Annotated in this window: 19 protein-coding genes; 12 read left to right on the forward strand and 7 right to left on the reverse strand. The window is 66.5% G+C overall.

Features of this window, described 5'->3' with window-relative positions; translation table 11 throughout:
- Positions 1-94: 94 nt before the first annotated feature.
- A complete protein-coding gene (msrA, locus tag GAA2_RS20355; protein ID WP_159405778.1) occupies positions 95-643 on the reverse strand; it encodes a peptide-methionine (S)-S-oxide reductase MsrA in 549 nt (182 codons plus the stop codon).
- Positions 640-1,125, reverse strand: coding sequence for a peptide-methionine (R)-S-oxide reductase MsrB (msrB, locus tag GAA2_RS20360; protein WP_159405777.1), 486 nt, complete (start codon positions 1,123-1,125; stop codon positions 640-642). Before msrB ends, msrA begins: the two co-directional genes overlap by 4 nt.
- A gap of 190 nt (positions 1,126-1,315) precedes the next feature.
- Between msrB and GAA2_RS20365 the strand changes: the two genes are divergently transcribed.
- Positions 1,316-2,728: an amino acid permease gene (locus GAA2_RS20365; protein ID WP_159405776.1), complete on the forward strand. Its 1,413-nt coding sequence runs from the start codon at positions 1,316-1,318 to the stop codon at positions 2,726-2,728.
- Between the two features lie 94 nt (positions 2,729-2,822).
- Here the strand turns inward: GAA2_RS20365 and GAA2_RS20370 are convergent, their stop codons facing one another.
- Positions 2,823-4,556 carry a PEP-utilizing enzyme gene (locus tag GAA2_RS20370; protein ID WP_024499644.1) on the reverse strand — a complete coding sequence of 578 codons (1,734 nt, stop codon included), beginning with the start codon at positions 4,554-4,556 and terminating at the stop codon, positions 2,823-2,825.
- A 272-nt stretch (positions 4,557-4,828) separates the two neighbouring features.
- Between GAA2_RS20370 and surE the strand changes: the two genes are divergently transcribed.
- Positions 4,829-5,617, forward strand: a complete 789-nt coding sequence (surE, locus tag GAA2_RS20375; RefSeq protein ID WP_024499643.1) for a 5'/3'-nucleotidase SurE — start codon at positions 4,829-4,831, stop codon at positions 5,615-5,617.
- Between the two features lie 98 nt (positions 5,618-5,715).
- Here surE and GAA2_RS20380 read toward each other — a convergent pair whose 3' ends face one another.
- Positions 5,716-6,345: a MarR family winged helix-turn-helix transcriptional regulator gene (locus GAA2_RS20380; RefSeq protein ID WP_024499642.1), complete on the reverse strand. Its 630-nt coding sequence runs from the start codon at positions 6,343-6,345 to the stop codon at positions 5,716-5,718.
- Positions 6,342-7,913, reverse strand: a complete 1,572-nt coding sequence (locus GAA2_RS20385) for an AMP-binding protein (protein ID WP_024499641.1) — start codon at positions 7,911-7,913, stop codon at positions 6,342-6,344. The genes GAA2_RS20380 and GAA2_RS20385 overlap by 4 nt, the downstream gene beginning before the upstream one ends.
- 165 nt (positions 7,914-8,078) lie before the next feature.
- On the opposite strand from GAA2_RS20385, the gene GAA2_RS20390 reads away from it, so the two are divergent.
- From GAA2_RS20390 to GAA2_RS20425, 8 genes are all read left to right on the forward strand, one after another.
- Entirely contained in the window at positions 8,079-9,278 is a 1,200-nt protein-coding gene (locus GAA2_RS20390) for a cytochrome P450 (protein ID WP_024499640.1), read from the forward strand.
- Positions 9,275-10,729 carry an aldehyde dehydrogenase family protein gene (locus GAA2_RS20395; protein WP_024499639.1) on the forward strand — a complete coding sequence of 485 codons (1,455 nt, stop codon included), beginning with the start codon at positions 9,275-9,277 and terminating at the stop codon, positions 10,727-10,729. The genes GAA2_RS20390 and GAA2_RS20395 overlap by 4 nt, the downstream gene beginning before the upstream one ends.
- Positions 10,726-11,550: an SDR family oxidoreductase gene (locus GAA2_RS20400; protein ID WP_024499638.1), complete on the forward strand. Its 825-nt coding sequence runs from the start codon at positions 10,726-10,728 to the stop codon at positions 11,548-11,550. Before GAA2_RS20395 ends, GAA2_RS20400 begins: the two co-directional genes overlap by 4 nt.
- 13 nt (positions 11,551-11,563) lie before the next feature.
- Positions 11,564-13,048, forward strand: a complete 1,485-nt coding sequence (locus GAA2_RS20405) for a pyruvate, phosphate dikinase (RefSeq protein WP_024499637.1) — start codon at positions 11,564-11,566, stop codon at positions 13,046-13,048.
- Positions 13,045-13,758, forward strand: a complete 714-nt coding sequence (locus GAA2_RS20410) for a TetR/AcrR family transcriptional regulator (RefSeq protein ID WP_024499636.1) — start codon at positions 13,045-13,047, stop codon at positions 13,756-13,758. The genes GAA2_RS20405 and GAA2_RS20410 overlap by 4 nt, the downstream gene beginning before the upstream one ends.
- Complete coding sequence (locus GAA2_RS20415; RefSeq protein ID WP_159405775.1) at positions 13,755-14,798, forward strand: ferredoxin--NADP reductase; 1,044 nt, start codon at positions 13,755-13,757, stop codon at positions 14,796-14,798. The genes GAA2_RS20410 and GAA2_RS20415 overlap by 4 nt, the downstream gene beginning before the upstream one ends.
- Positions 14,799-14,933: 135 nt before the next feature.
- Positions 14,934-15,815, forward strand: a complete 882-nt coding sequence (locus GAA2_RS20420) for an SDR family oxidoreductase (protein ID WP_159405774.1) — start codon at positions 14,934-14,936, stop codon at positions 15,813-15,815.
- Complete coding sequence (locus GAA2_RS20425) at positions 15,812-16,567, forward strand: enoyl-CoA hydratase/isomerase family protein (protein WP_159405773.1); 756 nt, start codon at positions 15,812-15,814, stop codon at positions 16,565-16,567. Before GAA2_RS20420 ends, GAA2_RS20425 begins: the two co-directional genes overlap by 4 nt.
- Before the next feature lie 110 nt (positions 16,568-16,677).
- Here the strand turns inward: GAA2_RS20425 and GAA2_RS20430 are convergent, their stop codons facing one another.
- Positions 16,678-16,896 carry a hypothetical protein gene (locus GAA2_RS20430; protein ID WP_236577703.1) on the reverse strand — a complete coding sequence of 73 codons (219 nt, stop codon included), beginning with the start codon at positions 16,894-16,896 and terminating at the stop codon, positions 16,678-16,680.
- A 143-nt stretch (positions 16,897-17,039) separates the two neighbouring features.
- Between GAA2_RS20430 and GAA2_RS20435 the strand changes: the two genes are divergently transcribed.
- Positions 17,040-17,681, forward strand: coding sequence for a TetR/AcrR family transcriptional regulator C-terminal domain-containing protein (locus GAA2_RS20435; protein ID WP_096274702.1), 642 nt, complete (start codon positions 17,040-17,042; stop codon positions 17,679-17,681).
- Positions 17,681-19,363 carry an acyl-CoA dehydrogenase family protein gene (locus GAA2_RS20440; RefSeq protein ID WP_159405825.1) on the forward strand — a complete coding sequence of 561 codons (1,683 nt, stop codon included), beginning with the start codon at positions 17,681-17,683 and terminating at the stop codon, positions 19,361-19,363. The genes GAA2_RS20435 and GAA2_RS20440 overlap by 1 nt, the downstream gene beginning before the upstream one ends.
- 19 nt (positions 19,364-19,382) lie before the next feature.
- Here the strand turns inward: GAA2_RS20440 and GAA2_RS20445 are convergent, their stop codons facing one another.
- The gene (locus tag GAA2_RS20445) at positions 19,383-20,294 is read right to left on the reverse strand and encodes a LysR family transcriptional regulator (RefSeq protein WP_024499629.1); all 912 of its coding nucleotides are present in this window, start codon (positions 20,292-20,294) and stop codon (positions 19,383-19,385) included.
- Positions 20,295-20,334: the final 40 nt, after the last annotated feature.

Raw genomic sequence — 20,334 nt, forward strand, 5'->3', positions numbered from 1 at the left:
CACAGGCAGGTGCGCACGATTCTGGCACCTCAGAAAGGCGCCGGACCGGGGCGCGCGGGAAGGAGACGCACACGTCCCGCGCGACCCCGGTACGTCACGGCGTGGTCGACGCACCGCGCCTGGGAAGTACCCAATCGGCGCGCGGGAAGTGGCAGGTGTAGCCGGACGGATACCTCAGCAGGTAGTCCTGATGCTCGGGTTCGGCCTCCCAGAACGGTCCTGCGGGCTCGATGGTCGTGACGGCCGCACCCGGCCACAGGCCCGACGCGTTCACGTCGGCGATCGTGTCCCGGGCCACCTGCTCCTGCTCCGGGCTCAGCGGGAAGATCGCCGACCGGTAGCTCGTCCCGACGTCGTTGCCCTGGCGGTTACGAGTGGTCGGATCGTGGATCTGGAAGAAGAACGCCAGAATGTCGCGGTACGTGGTCTGCGTCGGGTCGAACACGATCTCGACGGCCTCGGCGTGACCGGGATGGTTGCGATAGGTGGCGTGGTCGTTCTGCCCGCCCGTGTAGCCGACGCGGGTGCCGAGGACACCCGGCTGCTTGCGGATCAGGTCTTCCATCCCCCAGAAGCATCCGCCGGCGAGGACCGCGGTCTCGGTGCCGGGTCGGACGGTGATCTGGCCGGTGTCGGTGGTCATGCGGTCTCCCCTTCGGTATGGGTGTCTGCGGTTGTGGTGTCGCCGAACAGCCCGGTGTACTCCCCGTAGCCCTCGGCTTCGAGGTTGCTAGCCGGGATGAAGCGCAGCGCTGCCGAATTCATGCAGTAGCGCTGTCCGCCGGCTTCGCGCGGACCGTCGTCGAAGACGTGGCCGAGGTGGCTGTCGGCCCCCGACGAACGCACCTCGGTGCGTCGCATCCACAGGGTGCGATCGGACTTGGTCGTCACGGCGGCGGAGTCGATGGGTCTGGTGAAGCTCGGCCATCCGGTGCCGCTGTCGTACTTGTCGGTGGACGAGAACAGCGGCTGGCCGGAGACCACGTCGACGTAGATACCCGGCTCGTGGTTGTCCCAGTACTCGTTGTCGAAGGCGCGCTCGGTGCCGTCGCGCTGGGTGACGCGGAACTGCGCGTCGGTGAGGCGGTTCAGGGCCTCGGGGGTCTTGCGGTACTCGTTGCTCACGATTCCTCCTGTCGACGCCGGCCGCTCGTCGATCTGGCATGGCTCTCCGGCGTCATCATGCGCAACAACGCGGGGTCCCGATTTGGTCCCGCGCGAGTGAATCCGACAATTCAGGCTGGTGAATCCGGCTGCGAGGTCGTCGTTACCCTGAGGACCGCCAACCAACACAATGGCGTCAGGAGTTCTCCACGTGACGATCGAGCACGGAAGCGCCGAAACCGGCGTCGAGGCAGACGAGGGTTACCAGCGCGGGCTCACCGCGCGCACCGTCCAGATGATCGCCATCGGCGGCGCGATCGGCACCGGACTCTTCTACGGGTCGGGCGGAGCGATCGAGAAAGCCGGACCGGCGCTCGTCCTCGCCTATGCACTCGCAGGCCTCGCCATCTTCATCGTGATGCGAGCCCTCGGCGAGTTGCTGATCTACCGTCCGATCTCGGGCGGGATCAGCGAGTACGCCGACGAGTTCCTCGGCCGCTTCGCCGGGTTCAGCCAGGGCTGGACCTACTGGGCCGTGTGGACCACCACGTGCATGGCCGAGATCACCGTCGCCGGCAAGTACATCAACTACTGGTGGCCGGCGGTCCCCGTCTGGCTGACCGCACTGGTCGCGCTCCTCGTCCTGTTCTGCGCGAACCTCATCTCGGTCGGGCTGTTCGGAAAGGCCGAGTTCTGGTTCTCCACGATCAAGGTGACCGCCATCGTCGGCATGATCGTCGTCGGCATCGGCGTGCTGCTCCCGATCTCCGGGTTCGGCCCGGAGACCGGACCGTCGGTCACGAATCTCTGGAACGACGGCGGATTCTTCGCCACCGGCTTCAGCAATGCCCTGCTCAGCCTGCAGATCGTGATGTTCGCCTATGTCGGCGTCGAGCTGGTCGGCGTCACCGCGGGTGAGGCCGAGAATCCGCGGGTCACGCTGCGCAAGGCGATCAACTCGGTACCCTTCCGCATCGGCATCTTCTACGTCGGCGCCATCATCGTCATCCTGTCCGTGCGCAGCTGGAAGGACTACCAGGAGGGCGAGAGCCCGTTCGTGTCCGTCTTCTCCTACATCGGCATCCCCGGAGCCGCGGGGATCGTGAACTTCATCCTGCTGACCGCTGCCCTGTCATCCTGCAACTCGGGCATCTACTCCACCGGCCGGATGCTGCGGTCGCTGGCGCACACCGGTGACGCCCCGAAGCAGCTGACGAAGCTGTCGAGCCGCAAGGTCCCGGCCGCGGGCATCGCCGTGAGCGCTGCGGTGATGGTCCTCGGCGTGGTGGTCAACGTGCTGGACCCCGAACACGCCTTCGCGTACATCACGGCGGTCTCGACGGTCGGCATCATCGTGATCTGGTCGACGATCCTGCTGTGTCAGATGGCCTTCCGGCGCCGGGTCGCACGCGGCGAATTACCCGCCTCCGACTACCGGGTGCCCGGGGCGCCGGTCACCACCTGGCTTGCACTCGCCTTCCTGGTCATGGTTTTCGTATTGCTCTTCTTCGACGAGGACGGGCGTATCGCGCTCATCGTCGGCGCGGTGTGGTTCACCGGAGTCGGCATCGGTTACCTCGCCTGGACGCGCAACGCCGGGGAGCTGGCCGACCGCGAGGTCTGACGATCCGCCGACGAACGAACCCGGACCAGATGGACGAGCGGCCCCGACGGAGATGTCCGTCGGGGCCGCCCGGGTTCGGGGGCGCCGAATCCGGTCAGAGAAGAGTGACCCTGCCAGAGGTGCCGTCGACCTCGACCATGGCTCCGTCGGTGATCCGCCGGGTGGCTTCGGTGGCCGACACGACGCAGGGGATGCCCAGCTCGCGACTCACGATCGCGGCGTGGGAGAACGGGGCGCCCACGTCGACGACGACCGCAGCGGCGGCGACGAACAGCGGAGTCCACGACGGATCGGTGATCGGTGCGACGAGGATGTCACCCGGCTCCAGGGCCGAGGGATCATCGGGATTCGTGAGAACCCTGGCGCGGCCGCGTGCAGTGCCGCCACAGGCGGGAACGCCGGTGATGGTGTCACCGCTGGATGCGGCAGCGACACTCGACTCCGAACGCAGCGGCCATTCGCTGACCGGGGGCGGGGTGCCGTCCACGACGAACGGCGGTGTGCGATCGAAGAGGTCGAGGTAGACCTTCTCCCGCTCCACGAGGGTTTCCCGGTAGGACTCCGGGTTCTCGAGGAAGTCCGGCAGTTCGTCGGCGAACACCATGAAGATCTGGCGGCTCGAGTCGATCGCGCCCTTGTCCGCGAAGCGACGACCGAGTTCGAGAGCCGGTAGACGGAGCTCGTGGATGAGCATGGCAGCGGTTGTTCGGCCTCGTTCGCGGCCTCGCATCCACAACGCGGACGCATTGAGAACCGCCTCGAACTGCGCGGAGGCTTCCGCGTCGGCGGCCAGGGTCTCGCGGATCGCCGCTGCTGCAGCATCGCGTTGCGCGGCGCGCTCGGCGGACTTCGCCTCCGGTGCTTCGTCATCCGAGACATCGCGCATTCGATCGATGGTTGCAAGGGCCAGGTCCGGGTCGACACCCCAGGTGATGGCTCGGATCTCCCACTCGGCGGGGCCACGGAAATCCCAGTCGGCGAGGAATGTGTCGAGCTCAGCGGTGAACTCCGCGACCGCGGCCGACTCGGAAGCCCTGAGCTTCGCGTAGAGGCCCTTGGTGCCTGCGTCGAACAGAGCCGCGACGTCCGGATGCTGAGCCCGACGGCTGAGATCCCACATACGCAGCGAGGGGCCGGCGGAATCGACGTTGCCGAGTCCCGCGACGAGGGTGAGGGACTGTTCCGGCTTACCGACCGCCTCGGCCAGCTGTGCGATGGCACCGAGCCCGACACCGGACTTCAGGCTCGCCTCGATGTGATGCTTGAAGAGTCGACGCAAGAGGGTCTCGAACGAATTCATCCGCTCGACCAGCTCGGCGTCGGACAGCGTGGTCATGTCCGGCCGATTTCGACGGATCTCGTCGACCTCGTCGCGATCGGCGTCGTAGGCGGCGAGGTCGGTCGCGCCGAGGACCTGCTCGGCGAGCCACGCGTCGGCCTTGGCCTCGTACTCGGGGCTCTGGTCGAAGTCCCGCTTCTCACTCTCGTAGCTCGGGATGCCCGGCATGTCGCCGAAGTACTGCAGGTCGACCGCCTCGGCGCCCATGCCCGGTACCCGCACACCGAACAGGCGCATCAGGGACATGTTGATGTAGAGGTAGCTCCCGAAGGCCGGAAGGATGTTGAAGTCGACCGAGTCGTCGTAGAGGTCGTCGTCCCACACCCCGCACGCGATGAACGCATCGCGCCATCCGGGTTCAAGAGTGTGCTGGAACCCGAGGGAAGCGTTCAGCGGGGTGATCGGGTCGGGGAAGATCTCACCGACGTTGGCGCGGGAGTACAGCGGGAAAATTTTCGAAGTCTCGTTCGAGATCGGCCAGGCAGTCATGTGTCCGGGCGTCCTTCCATTTCGTCTTGAGCCAGCGGCCGAATCCTCGAACCGCTTCCGGCATCGCGCCACCGATTTGTCGGTTAGCGAACGCTGTGTCACATTATTCTGTGACACCACTCACGTTGTCAACCGCCCGTGACTGCCTATTGCCCGTCCAAACACGCGCTTTCGTCCGAACGTCCCATCTCCACTGGACACAGATGTGATGAGTGAGTCACTATTTATGGCAGGCACGCCGGTGATGACAGGCTGCCGAGAGGAGAAGTCTGATGCGAGTGCTGGTCACCAACGACGACGGGTACGACGCCGATGGGTTGATCGCGGTCGCGTCGGCGCTAATCACGGCGGGACACGAGGTGGTCGTCGGCGCACCGAGTTCCGAGCGCAGCGGCAGTGGCAGTTCGTTGGGCACCATCGAGGACGGCGCGCTGATTCCCACGACCGAGCACCGGCTCGCCGAACTCGGTGACACCCCGGTGTTCGCGTTGGACTGTCCGCCGGCATTGACGACAATCGCGTTCTGCTCGGGCGCGTTCGGACCGCCGCCTGAGCTCGTGGTCAGCGGCATCAACGAGGGCCACAACACCGGACGGTCGATCCTGTTCTCGAGCACGGTCGGGGCCGTCCTCGCCGCGCGCGTGGCCGGCGTCGGCGGCATCGCGGTCAGTTCCGGCTTCGCCCCGCATAGCCGCTACGACACCGCCGCGGCGGTGACCGAGCGTATCGTCGGCTGGATCGCCGAATCCAACACCCCGCGAATGACGTTGAACGTCAATGTTCCTGACGTCGACTTCGCCGACCTTCGTGGTATCCGGATGACATCGCTCGCCGCCAGGAGCATGTTCTCCCTTCGACTCTCACGCACCGAGAACGCACTGCTGATCAATCGCGTGCTGCGGGACGCCGGCTTCCGCGAGGGCACCGACAGTGCCGCCGTGGCCGACGGTTTCGTCTCGGTGTCGGCGTTGCGCGGAGTCGACGCGGACAGCGATCCCATTCGCGACGCGGACGCAGCGGTGCGATTGGACGACGCATTGGGTCTGACGCGACTCGCCTGACAGCGCCGAGCAACCTGTACACCGATTGAGCCGCCCGTCACCAGGTGACGGGCGGCTCAATCGATATGGGGCTCAGTCGCTGCTGCCGGACCGAGTTCTCACTCGTCGCCGGCGCCGCGCTCGCGGCCCGACGTCAGCAGCAGGTCCTGGTGCAACTCCATCCAGATGTCGTGGTAGCTGTCGTACATCGGACGGGCGAACGCCGCGGTGTCGCCGTCGCGCACCTTCTGCAGTGCGACCGACAGTCGGGCGCTGTAACGACCCAACCGGGGAATGTCGGTGCCGACCGCATCCAGCGCAGCGGAGACCCGCTCGTGAACCTCATCCAACTCGGCGACGACAGATGCGTCGTAGTCGGGATCGGTGTGATCGTTGGGCGTTTCGTCCGGACGAACCTGCCACGCGGAGCAGATCTTCTTGAAGTCGCCGTTGATCGGTCCGAAGGCTTCGCGGAACGTATCCACTGCCACACGCTCGGAATCACCGAGCACGAACTCCGTGGCCAACCGCTCGTACTCCTCGCGGCCTGCCGGAGTGATCATCGTGCCGGAGATGCGTCCGCCCTCACGGCGCAGGACGAAGCCCGTTTCCCGGAGCGCATCGACCGTCGCGGTCAGTGTGTCGGAGGCCAGACCCGTCAGCGCGGCCAAGGCCTCGTCACTGGCGAGTCCTTTCACCTTGAGGGCGTGCAGCACATCGAATTCGGCGGTTGAGGTCTTCGTCGTCATACTTTCTCTCCTTGAAACGTCGACGGACTGGGCAACTGTTGCGAATCGGGGAACTTCGACGAACCGGGGCCGGCGCCTTCGTCCGCGGTGGCGAAGCGGTCGACCAGTGTGCGCTTGTCGAGCTTGCCGGTGGGTAGGCGGGGTAGGTCGGTGGTGAATTCGACGGATCGGGGCGCCTTGAAGTGCGCCAGGTGCTCGCGCGCGTGGTCGATCAACTCGGCCTCGGTGACCACCGCTCCGGGGCGCACCTCGACGACCGCCTTGACCGACTCGCCGAACTCGGCATCCGGGACACCGACCACCGCCACGTCGGCGACGGCGGGGTGAGCCATCAGGGCCGTCTCGATCTCCTCGGGGTAGATGTTGACCCCGCCCGAGATGATCATGAAGCCACGACGCCCGACGAGATAGAGGAAACCCTCGTCGTCGAGGTACCCGATGTCCCCCATCTGCTTCAGTGCCGGACGGGACGCGTCACCGGAACCGGCGGTGGCCTCGAAGCAGACTGTGCCCTGTTCGCCGGGGTCGACGTCGGCGCCGTCGGCGTCGGTGATGTGCACCCTGGCAGCACCGAGGGGGCGGCCGACCGACCCGGGGTGCGACTGCGCCTCCAGCGGCGAGATGTAGGTGTGGCCGTAGCCTTCGGAAGCTCCGTAGTACTCGTGGAGGATCGGCCCCCACCAGTCGAAGATCGCCGTCTTGACGTGCGGCGGGCACGGGGCACCAGACGTGAAGGCCACCTGGTGACGGGGCGAGAGCGCGATGGACTCCCGATCCGGTAGACGCAGCAGGCGGACGAGCATGGTCGGCACCCACTGTGAGTGGGTGACCCCGTAGTCGACGATCGCCCTCATTGCCCCCGCGGCGTCGAACCTCTCCATACACACCACCGTGCCGCCGGCAGCCAAGGTGATCAGTTGGAACGTGAACGGCGCCGCGTGATAGTTGGGTGCCGGGGAGAGCAGGACAGAGTCGGAACCGACCCCGAGCTTGTCGACCAGCCCGGAGTGTCGGCGCGGCGCCTCGGAGGGATGTATTCCGAGCAGTGGCTGGGCGAACCGTTTCGGGCGCCCGGTGGTCCCGCCGCTGTAGAGCACTCGCGCACCGAGCAACTCGGTTTCCAGCGGGTCGGTGGATTGATCGGCGAGGGCCGTATCCCACTCGACACACCCCTCGGCCGCCCCGTCGGCGCACACGATCACCGGGTGCTCGTCGGTCGTGCCGCCCACCGCGGCGACCACCTGCTCGGCGAGCGCAACGCTGGTGACTATCGCCGCCGGACGGTCCTCACTGATGAGTGCCGCCAACTCGGCAGGCTTGAGGTGCCAGTTCACCGGCGTCACGTAGAGGCCACTGCGCATCCCGGCGGCCACCGCCACCGGCCAGGCCAGGTTGTTCTCCATCACCAACACGACCGAGCCGCCCGGGCCGACGCCCCGCGACTGCCAGAATCGAGCCAGCTGGTTCGATCGTCGATCGAGCTCGGCGTAGGTGATGCGCTCCCCCGACCCCGCCATCACATAGGCGATGGCTTCGGGGCGGTCACGCACGGTCGACGGTGGGTACACGTCACTCCTGATTGCGAATCGCAAGTCGCATTGCTCACCCCCGGCCGATCAGCCGGTTATCGCAGGCAAGCAACCTCGGACTTTTCTATTGTTGTGGTTCACAACACACCATAGACTATGGTTTAGTGAAAGTGCAGTCACAAACCAGAGTCTTTTGGAGACGACATGACAATCGCTGACAACATCGACCTGATGGATCTCAGCCCCTTCGCCGCGGGCGTCGACCACGAGCTGTTCGCACAGCTGCGCGACATGGACCCGCTGCACTGGAACGCCGAACACGATGGCCCGGGATTCTGGTCGGTGACCCGCTACGAGGACATCAAGGCCGTGGCCTCCAACGCCGAAGACTTCACTGTCACGCAGGGTACCCAGATCGCCAGTCGACGCGCCGAAGGAGAGGGGGCGCGCAGCATCCACCACGTCGACCCTCCCGAGCACGGCAAGCTGCGCGGCATCGTCACCCCGCACGTGCGGCCCGTGAAGCTCAAGTCGCTCGAAGGGGACATCGCCGCCGTCATCGACGAACTCCTCGATGCCCACACCGGCACCGGTGACATCGACTTCGTCGCCTCCATCGCCGCGCAGCTCCCCCTGGTGATGATCGGACGCCTCCTCGGCGCACCGCTCGAGGACTGCCCGAACCTGTTGCGCTGGACGAACCAGATGGCCAGCGAGGATCCCGACTACTCCGAGGGACCCGAAACCGCGGTGAAAGCGCGTGACGAGGTCTTCGACTACTTCCGCGGACTGGAGAAGCTCCGCCGCGAATGCCCCGCCGACGATCTGATCAGCGTGCTGACCGCGGCCGAACTCGACGGTGTACCGCTCAGTCGTGGCTACCTCGATGCCTACTACCTGATCCTGATGGTCGCGGGCAACGAGACGACGCGCAATCTGCTGTCGGGCGGGGTCAACGTCCTGTCCGAGAATCCGCAGTGGTGGGACTTCATGCGTGAGAACCCCGCCAAGATCCGGGTGGTCGTCGAGGAGATGGTTCGCTGGGTCTCGCCAGTCCTTTCCATGCGGCGCACCGCAACCCGCGACATCGAGATGCACGGCAAGACCATCCGAGAGGGCGACAAGGTCGTGATGTGGTTCTGCTCGGCAAATCGCGACGAACGCGCCTTCGAGAACCCGGAGACGTTCGTCGGCAACCGCTTCCCCAACGAGCACGTCGGTTTCGGGTGGGGCGCGCATGCCTGCCTCGGCTCGAACCTCGCGCGGATGGAAGCACGGCTGTTCTTCACCCACGTCATCGAGCGCGGACTGGACATCAAGGTGATGGATCAGCCGAATCGGTTGCAGAGCAACTTCTTCCGTGGCATCAAGACGCTCCCGGTCCGGATCGAAGAGACCCGATGAGCACTATCGGCGAGCTGGGGACACCCGCCGGCGTCGGAGCGGGTCCCGCGGCCCTGATCGAGGACCGCGTCATCGCCGATGGCGCACCGATCCCGGTGATCAACCCGTTCACCGACCGCGAGATCGGTACGACCCATGAGGCCGGTACTGCCATCGTCGACGAGGCCGTCGCCGCAGCCGTGGCCGCCTTGCCGTCATGGTCCCGGACCAGCGCGGCGCATCGGGCAACGGTGTTGCGTGCGACCGCGGATCTGATCGATCACCATGGTCACCGGATCGCGGCGACCGTGACCTCCGAAATGGGAATGCCGACCGCTCTGTCCACTGCCAGCCAGCAGGTGTTGCCTGCATCGGTCCTGCGCGCCACCGCAGACGCTGCCGAGCGCTTTCCCTGGGAACAGACCGTGGACGGGGCGATCGTGCGCCGCGTTGCCGGCGGCGTCGTCGCGGCGATCACACCGTGGAACATGCCCGTACATCAGATCATCGCCAAGGTCGCCGCCGCCTTCGCCGCCGGCTGCACCGTGGTGCTCAAGCCCTCCGAGGCGACGCCCTTCGATGCCGCACTGGTCCGTCGGTGCTTCCTCGAAGCCGGGCTTCCCGCAGGCGCATTCGCCATCGTGAACGGTACGGGACCAGAGACCGGGCAGGCGTTGTCGTCACACCCGGACATCACCCACGTGTCGTTCACCGGTAGCGTCCGCGGCGGAAAAGCAGTCGCTGCGGCGGCCGCAGAGTCACTGGCCCGGACCACGCTCGAACTCGGCGGCAAGTCACCCGCCGTCGTGCTGCCCGACGCCGACCTCGACGCCGTCGTCCCGAGGATCCTGGCCTCCGGGCTGGTCAACTCCGGCCAGGCCTGCAACGCGACCACGCGACTCGTGCTCCCCGCCGCGCATGCCGACCGCATCGAGCAGCTGATCGGCGATGCGCTCGCCGAACTCGTGTTCGGCGACCCGACCGCACCCGAGACCACCCATGGTCCGCTGGCATCAGCCGCGCACGCCCGCCGAGTTCTGGACCACATCGATCTCGCCCGGCACAACGGTGGTCGCGTGATCGCCGGTACCGGAGAGCAACTCGGCATAGGCAACTCCCGTTGCTTCGTGGCCCCGATCGTCTTCGGTGATCTCGACCGCTCCGCGTCCGCGGTGCGCGAGGAGATCTTCGGGCCGGTCCTGGTGGTGCAGTATTACCGCGATGTGGCCGAGGCGATCGAGGTGGCCAACGACAGCCAGTACGGCCTGTCCGCTGAGGTGTGGTCCGCCGACCGGGATCACGCGGTCGAGGTCGCGACACACCTCGAGGTCGGCCAGGTCAAGATCAACGGGGTGCGTACCCGCGAACGGCCCACCGTCCCCTTCGGTGGGGTCAAGAACTCCGGCTACGGACGCGAACTCGGCAGTGTGGGTATCGCCGAGTTCACCGAGGTATCGGCGGTGATGGCATGAGCGACGCCTCCAGCATCGCACGTACGGTGGTCATCACCGGCGCCGCGTCGGGAATCGGTCTGGCCCTGGTGAATCGGTTGCTCGACCGAGAGCCGGACACCCGCGTCATCGCGATCGACATAGCCGCCTGCCCGGACGATCGCGCACACTCCCTCCGGTGCGACCTGTCCGACCTGGCGGCCATCGCCGCACTGGATCTACCCGACCACGTCGACGCATTGGCCAACGTCGCCGGCGTGCCGGGCACCGCGCCGGCCGAGACCGTCCTGGCGGTGAACACCCTGGGCCTGCGGGCGCTGACATTCGCTGTGCTCGAACGGATGTCAGGAGGTGCGGTCGTCAACGTGGCCTCGATCGCGGCACACCGGAACACCCTGGGACACGACGATATCGTCGGACTCCTCGAGGTCCGCGACCGCGACGAGCTACGTGAATGGCTGGACCGGACACAGCTCGACGGCCCGGCGGCCTACGACACGTCCAAGCGTGCTGTCGTGGATTGGACCATCGCCTTGTCGGCGTCTCTGCAGGCCCGAGGTATCCGCGCGCTGTCGGTCAGTCCCGGACCCACCGAAACCCCGATCCTCACCGACTTCGAACAGTCCATGGGCGTCGACGCCATTGCACGATCGGCATCGATGGTCGGCCGCCATGGCACCGCCGCGGAATCGGCGTCGGTGATCGACTTCCTGCTCAGCCCTGCTGCAGACTGGGTCAACGGCATCGACGTCCCCGTCGAAGGCGGACTCACCGCGCTGCGTTCAGCAGCCCTCCCCACTCCTCTGTCCCAGCCTCGAGCTCGGGTCGACACCACCGAGTGAAAGGACCACTCTGATGAACACACCCGCTGTCCTGGCACTGGACGGGACCGCTCCGGCCGACCGGGAGTTACTGGGAGGCAAGGCCTACAGCGTCAACCGCATGCGGTCGCTCGGGCTGCCGGTCCCGCCCGCCTTCGCCATCACCACGCCGGTCTGTGCACGGTTCCACGACAACGGAGGCCAACTCCCCGACGAGGTGTGGGACGAGGTCGTCAATCAACTGCACGTCCTCGAACAGCAGACCGGAAAGACCTTCGGTGCCGGACCGTTTCCCCTTCTTGTGTCGGTGCGTTCGGGTGCCGCGCAGAGCATGCCCGGGATGATGGACACCGTCCTCAACCTGGGGCTGACCGAGCAGCTGACCGCCGACCTCGCCGAGGCGACCGGGGACCACGACTGGGCGCGCGACACCTGGGCGCGGTTCTGCGCGGGATACGGCGAGGTCGTTCTCGGTGACGCCGCGTCCGCACCGCCCGTCGATCCGCACGACCAGTTGCGCGAGGCCATCGGCGCGGTGTTCCGCTCGTGGACCAATGAGCGGGTCACTGCGTATCGCCGCCACCACGGACTCGGCGAGGGCGGTGGCACCGCGGTGACCGTGCAGGCCATGGTGTTCGGGAATCGCGACGAGCAGTCCGGTACCGGTGTGATCTTCAGCCGCGACCCGGCCACCGGCGACCCTCAGCTATTCGGCGAATGGCTTTCGCAAGCACAGGGAGAGGACGTGGTCTCCGGAGAACGCACTCCGCAGACGATCGATCAGTTCCAGGTTCACTCCCCGCAGTTGCACCAGGATCTGAGTGCGATCTCGGCCACTCTGGAAGCCGAGCATCGCGATCTGGTCGACATCGAGTTCACCGTCGAGAGCGGCACGCTCTACATGCTGCAATGTCGATCGGGCAAGCGGTCTGCACGTGCGGCGGTGCGCATCGCCGTCGATCTGGTCCGTGAGGGCCTCATCAGCCGTGAGGAGGCCGTCTCGCGCATCAGTGCAGAGCAGGCCGAGGCCCTCGCCCAGCACAACTCGGCCGACGCGGGCGCCGAACTGCTCGCCTCGGGCACGGGCGCAGGACCGGGAGCCGCCGTCGGCGTCGTCTACACGGACACCGACGCCGCCTGCATCGCGGCCGCCGAGGGCGAACGCGTGGTCCTCGTGCGCCCATCGACCTCCCCGGCCGATGTCCCGGCGATGTTCGACTCCGTCGCCGTGGTCACGGAGGTCGGCGGAACCACGTCTCATGCCGCACTGGTGTGCCGCGAGATCGGCGTGCCGTGCGTCGTCGGCTGTGGGATCGGCCTCTCGCAGACCTTGGCGGGACAGACGGTCACCGTCGACGGTTCGACCGGAAAGGTCTACGCAGGCGACGCACTGAACTCCGGGGACACCAGCGACGAGTATCTCGACGAACTGCTGTCGTTCCTCCCCGACACCATGCCGGATGGCCATCCGCTGAAGGCACTACAGGCAGCACGGTCGCTGGAAGGAGCGACCCGATGAGTACCGAGACCGGCCCGGACACACGCGAGCATGACGGGATCAACGCGGCCTATTCGGCGGCCGGACTGCTCGACGAGACAGCGGTCTCGACCAAACGCGCCAACAAGCGCGGTGAACAGACCCGCGACAAGCTGGTGAAGGCGGCCACCGAGTGCTTCACCGAGTACGGATACACCCGCACCCGCATCTCGGACATCACCCACCGCGCCAACGTTTCTCAAGGCAACTTCTACCGCCACTTCGTAGGCCTGGACGACATCTTCCTCGCGGCTCTCCGGCCGTCGCTGCAGGAACTGGCCACCGCCCGGCTGCGGCCCGACCGAACCCACGGTGAGTTGGAATCGCTGATCGAGGTCAACACGACATATCTACAGGCCTACGCCCGTAGCCGCCACATGCTGCGCCTGCTCCGCGAGGCCGCCGCGGCCAGCGAGAATCCGGGATTCAAACAGTTGTGGCTCAACCTTCGTGGCGACTTCGTCAAACGCACCGAACGTTGGCTGGAACGCCTCGTCGCGAGCGGCGCGATTGAAAGCTGTGACACCAACCTGCTCGCGGAGACGCTGGGATGTGCCACCGAACAGATGGCCTACATCCATGTCGGCCTGCCGACCAGCACGCCTCGACGAGAACGACTCGAAGCGCTCGGCACCGCACTCGGCGAACTGTGGTACCGAGCGATTCCCCTCATCTCCAGGACCACCACATGACCCAATCGACCATCTCTCCCGTCGCACGGACCCTCGGCATCGACGTGACCGTCACCGCGGTCATCGACGAGACCCCGGAGGCCCGCACGATCGTGCTAAACTTCCCCGACGGCACCGACTACCGGCCCGGACAGTTCATCACCGTCCGTATTCCCAGTGACCGCACCGGCCTCGTCGCCCGCAGCTACTCCCTGTCCACGGCCCCGAACGTCGACGCTTCCCCGGCGATCACCGTCAAACGAACCCGCGACGGCTACGGGTCGAACTGGTTGTGCGACAACGCCGAACCGGGATTGGTGCTGCATATCCTCCCACCGTCGGGCGTCTTCACGCCACGGTCCTGGGAAGGACCGCTGTACCTCTTCGCGGCCGGCAGCGGGGTGACCCCGGTGATGTCGATACTGCGTTCGGCACTGGCGGAGCACGACACCGACGTGGTGTTGTTCTACGCCAACCGCGACCATGAGTCGACCATCTTCGCGAGCGCGATCGACGAACTGACAGCTCGTCATCCCGCGCGACTGACCGTGAACCACTGGCTCGAGACCGAGCGGGGTCTTCCCACCGCGGATGCGGTCAGCGGGGTCCTCACCGACGCAGTCGGTACGGGCGAAGCATTCATCTGTGGCCCAGCACCTTTCATGGACCTCGTCGAGCACACCCTGCGGGAACACGGCATCCACCACGACCAGGTTCACGTCGAGCGATATGTGTCGTTGACCGGCGATCCGTTCACGCTGGACACTGCCGACCACGAGGGCTCCGGTGCATCGGAGATCACCGTCACCATCGACGGAGACGTCCGAACCGTCCGGTGCGGCACGGACACCGTCCTGCTCGACGCGCTCCTCGCCTCGGATGTCGACGCCCCGTACTCGTGTCGCGAAGGGGACTGCGGGTCGTGTGTGGCACGCCTGACCGCCGGGGAAGTAGACCACGGCAACGGGATCGCACTGGAACCCGAGGACATCGACGACGGCTACCTGCTGACCTGTCAGGCGACCCCGAAGAGCGGCCGCATCGGGATCGAGTTCGACTGAACTCTCAGACCTGATCCGATCCGGTCATCGGCGCAGCGCCGTCCGGAGCACTCGCGCCCGGGGAACCCTCCGGGCCGGATCTTCTCGTGTAGTTCCTGGAATACATTGAGAATCACCACTTTCCATCGCGCCTGAATGTGGCGCCCCTTCCTGAAAGGACCAGTCGTGCAGACTGAACCCGAGGACAGATCACTGGAAGGCCGCACCCTGATCATGTCAGGCGGCAGCCGAGGCATCGGCGAGGCGATCGCAATCCAGGCGGCCCGTCGAGGAGCCAACGTGGCCCTGATCGCGAAAACGACCGAGCCGCACCCGAAGCTGCCCGGCACCATCTACACCGCGGCTGCTGCGATCGAGTCGGCCGGCGGCAAGGCGCTGCCACTTGTCGGTGACATCAGGGACGACGAGTCGGTGGCCGACGCCGTCGCGCGCACGGTCGAACAATTCGGTGGCATCGACATCGTCGTGAACAACGCCAGCGCGCTCGATCTGACACCGACTGCAGATATCAGCATGAAGAAGTACGACCTCATGCAAGACATCAACGCGCGCGGCGCCTTTCTCCTGACGAAGACCGCCATCCCGCATCTACGGCGATCGGCCAACCCGCACGTCCTGACCCTGTCGCCGCCGCTCAATCTCGAACCGAAATGGTTCGCGGACATAGGGACTGCGTACACGATCTCGAAATTCTCGATGTCCCTCGTAACCATCGGACTTGCCGCCGAGCTCGCCGGCGACGGTATCGCCGTGAATTCCCTGTGGCCGCGAACGACCATCAACACGGCCGCTGTTCGCAACATCTTGAGCGAGGAACTCGTCTCGCGTAGCCGAACGCCGGACATCATGGCCGATGCAGCGATCAGCATCATCACCAAGCCCTCCGACCTCGTCACCGGACAGTGCTTCATCGATGACGAGGTCCTGGCCGGTGACGGTGTGACCGATTTCTCGGGCTATCGAGTCGTACCCGGCGACGTGGAGCTGGAACTGGACTTCTGGATGGAGTGGGCATGAGTTCGGTCATCTTCGGAGTGGACGAACGAGGTGTTGCGTCCATCGAACTCAACCGGCCATCCGCGGGCAATGCACTCGATCTCGAGGTCGCCGACGGCCTCGCCCAGGCGATCACGTCGATCCGCGAGAATGCCGACGTACGGGTCATCCGTCTGTCTTCGACCGGAAAGATCTTCTGCGCGGGCGGCGACGTACGGGCAATGGCGGCGGCGTCGGACCGCCCGCGGTTCCTCGCAGACCTCGCGGGGTCCATACACCGTTCACTCATCGCACTCGACGAGCTGCCCGTCCCGATAGTCGCCGCAATCCAGGGACCGGTTGCGGGCGCCGGGCTCGGCCTTCTACTTGCAGCCGACTACGTGGCCGCCACTCCCGCCAGCTCTTACGTAGCTGCGTACTCGACGATCGGGTTGTCACCGGATTGCGGGGTGTCGATCAGCCTCCCCCGCGTGATCGGCATGCGGCGGGCGCTTCAGATGCTCGTTCTCAACGAACGTATCGATGCGTCGACCGCACTCGCGTGGGGCCTCGTGGATACGGTCGTGGAGCTGGACGAACTCGCCTCCGACGTCGACGGTGTTGTGTCCCTGCTTCTCGATCGGCAGACGTCGGCTGTCGGCCAGGCGCGGAGGCTCGTTCGAGCGTCCTACCAGCGAGATTTTGCCGAGCACCTCGACGATGAAGCCCTGACCATCACCCGTCTGGGCGGTACCGAAGAAGTGGGCGCCTTGCTCTCTTCCCGTTCGAAGTGACCGCCTGGAAGCGGTCCTGTCCGGGCTGGTGACCGGCCGCGCTTCCGGCTGATCGTCGGCTCACCGCGTCGTCGACGTCGCAGACTGCGCGGTCGACGTACTGGACACGTTCAGCCTCGACGGCCGTCGACGTCTTCGATGCCGCGATACTGCCACAGGTCCGACCCACGCACGGAGGTTGCGGCGATCTTGATGATCGCGTTGGTGGGCTGCTGGATCGTCGGGTTCTCTCGTTCGTCCATCCGGATCTTCCCAGGGTCGTCCATGATCACGCCGAGCAGTTTCTTCCACTTCAGCCCGCCGTCCGCGGCGGGGCGGTCCGTACTCATCGACGCAGGCGACTTCGTCAGGGCGGGTTCCCGACGACTTGGGAGCGAAACCCGCTGACCCGTCGGCGATCAGCCCTTGCCGTCGCCCTCGTGGGTGTTTATTGTTTGTCATACAAACATCTACTTCGACCAGGCAGGATGCTGTGGCGACCTCCGGACGCGCTAGCCGGGAAGCGGGCAAGGCGACCCGCCAGACCCTGCTGCGTGCCGCTGCCGAGGTCTTCGCCGAACAGGGGGAGACGGCATCGGTCGCCCAGATCTGTCAGCGAGCCGACGCCTACCCGAACCAGGTGACGTACTACTTCGGTTCCAAGGAACAGCTGTTCGTCGAGGTCGCCTGCGTCGGCGTGCTGCGCGCCGGGCGTCGAGCCGAGGAAGCCGCCGCCGGAACGACGACCGTTCGCGACTACACCAACACGCTCGTCGGCACCTTGCTCGGCCCCTGCGCGCGGGACGTCGAATTGTTCACCACCGCCATGCTGCTGACGGCGCGTCGGACCGACCTGCGCGAGCACATCACCGACACGCTGCGCACGCTCCACGAACGCGGCGAACAGGCGCTGATGTCGACGCTCGTGCGCACCGGCTGGAAGCTGCGCGCGGGGATCGACGTCGAGGCGAAGGCGTTCTGGTCCGCGATCTTCGGTCTCGCAGTCCAGAAGGCCGCCACCGGAGCCGATTTCGGCTATCGGCTCGAGGACGCGGTCGCGGTGATCTTCACGAACCTGCAGATCCCGGACCGGGTTCTGGATCGGCCACTCGTACCCACGTCCCAGGAGGCATGATGTCCCAGTCCGCAACGCACATCCATCCGCAACCCCACCTCACCCACGAGGTGTTCAACCAGTCCGCGCCGCGGGTGGACGTCAACGAATACGAACTCGACACCGTCCTGACCGAGGCGGTCGCCCGCCACGACGGCGCCTGGGGCGACGCCGAGCTCCGCGAGATCGGTGCGCTCGTCGGCAGCGAATCCTTCAAGCACGACGCCCATCTCGCCAACACCGTCACCCCCGTACTGCGGACGTTCGATCGCTGGGGCCACCGCATCGACGAGGTCGAGTACCACCCGGCATATCACCGGATCATCTCCGCCTCCATCGCGCACGGTGCCCATACCCGTTGCTGGGCCGACCCGCAGCCCGGGTCGCACGTCGTCCGCGCGGCGGCCTTCATGCTGTTCGGTCAGATCGAACCGGGCCACGCCTGTCCGGTGTCGATGACCCATGCGGTCATCCCCTCGCTCGAACTCCAGCCCGACGTCGCCGCGAGCTGGGTGCCGAAGGCGTTGTCCCGCAGCTACTCCCCCGATCTGAGCGCCACCAAGGAGTCGGCGATATTCGGTATGTCGATGACGGAGAAGCAAGGTGGCTCCGACGTCCGCGCCAACACCACGGTCGCCGTCCCCGCCGGGACCGGCGGACAGGGCGCCGAGTACCTCCTCACCGGGCACAAGTGGTTCTGTTCGGCGCCGATGTCCGACGCATTCCTCGTCCTCGCCCAAGCGCAAGGCGCTGGCGGCGAGGGACTTTCGTGCTTCCTTCTCCCACGGATACTGCCCGACGGGACCCGCAACGTCTTCCGCATCCAGCGACTCAAGGACAAGCTCGGCAACAAGTCCAACGCCTCGAGCGAGATCGAACTCGACGGCACCGTCGCCGTGATGGTCGGCGAACCGGGACGCGGCGTGCGCACGATCATCGAGATGGTCGCGCAGACGCGGCTCGACTGCGTCCTCGGTTCGGCGGCCGGCATGCGGCAGGCGGTCGCCGAGGCCGTGTGGCACGCCCGCCACCGCGCCGCCTTCGGCGCGACGCTGGCCGACCAGCCGGCGATGACCGCCGTATTGGCCGATCTCGCACTGGAATCGGAGGCCGCGACCACCACCGCGATCCGGCTGGCACGCGCCCACGACGAGGATGCCGATCCCCAGGAACGGGCCTTCCGCCGGCTCGCGACCGCCGTCGCCAAGTACTGGATCTGCAAGCGCGGACCCCACCACGCCTACGAGGCGCTGGAATGCCTGGGCGGCAACGGATACACCGAGGACTTCCCGCTCGCCATGCGCTACCGCGAACAGCCGGTGATGGCCGTGTGGGAAGGCTCCGGAAACGTCATCGCCCTCGACGTCCTGCGCGCGATGACCCGCGAACCGGAGTCGGTGGCCGCCTTCGATGCCGAGGTGTCACTCGCCCGCGGCGCCGACCGCACTCTCGACGCCCACCTGGACCGGCTCCGCGACCAGCTCGGCGAACTGTCGCGCCTCGGCCCGGCCGACGCCCAGCGCAGGGCCCGGTCGACCGTCGAGGCGATGGCCCTGGCGCTCGAGGCGTCACTGCTGGTGCGGCACAGTCCGTCCGCCGTCGCCGACGCCTTCATCGCCAGCCGGCTGGGTCCCGACCGCAGCTTCGAGTACGGCGCGCTTGCCGACGGTGCCGACCTCGCCGCGATCCTGGAGCGTCACTGAGGTCCACACCCTTCCGCTCTCACACAACACCTTCCGCCGCGGCCAGGATCTGTCGGCGTAGCGTCGACGCGGTGTTGGGCAGCCACATCGCCCGGACGGGGGCGAGCGGCGGATCGGTGAATTCGATGATGCGGATGGAGTTCGCATAGATCCAGCCGGGTTCGTTGGTGACGAACGCGCAGGCTTTCGGGTGTGCGATCACCGCGGTGTGCGGTGGCGTACCCAGGAGCGTCGACAGGATGATCCGCGGTTCGAATCCCGCACGCCGACACAGTCCGACGAGGATGTCGGTGTACTCGTATTCGTGCTCGGGGCCCCACACGACGATCTCGTAGTCGGCGAGGTCGGCCATGTCGACGTGAGCGTGCGCGGCGAGCGGGTGATCACTGCGCACCGCGAGCCGGAGTTCGTGCTGGGTCGCGATCGTCGTCGCCATGTCCGGGGGCGCCGCCACACCGCGGCCCAGTGCCAGATCGATCGAGCCCGACAGCAACTCGTCTCGCATGAAGTCGGCGAACACCGGGCGCACCGTGATCGGTATCGAGGGGTCGGCGAGGACGACGGGTTCGATGATGCGGAACACCTCCGACGACGCGAGGTCTGGTGCGTGGCCGATGACGAACGGTGCCGGCGACCCGGAATTGACGCGCCTGACCTGGGTGGCGAGCTGTTCGCCACCGGCCAGCAGCGGCACCGCGCCGCGGTAGAGCGCCTCCCCGGCCGGCGTCGGCGTCAGGCTGCGGCGCGACCGGGAGAACAGCTCGACACCCAACTGCCGCTCGAGTTCACGAATCGCCGACGACAACGCCTGCTGGCTGATGAACAGGGTGTCGGCCGCGACGCGAAGGCTCGGAGCTTCCATGACGACGACAAACATTCGGAGTCGACGCAAGTCGATATCGCGGAGTCCGGCGTCCCCAGAACCATTCATCAACCTTCTCCTGTCAGTTATCCAGATTGATGTGATTGTA

Source organism: Gordonia ajococcus (assembly GCF_012974285.1).
Classification (GTDB): domain Bacteria; phylum Actinomycetota; class Actinomycetes; order Mycobacteriales; family Mycobacteriaceae; genus Gordonia; species Gordonia amicalis.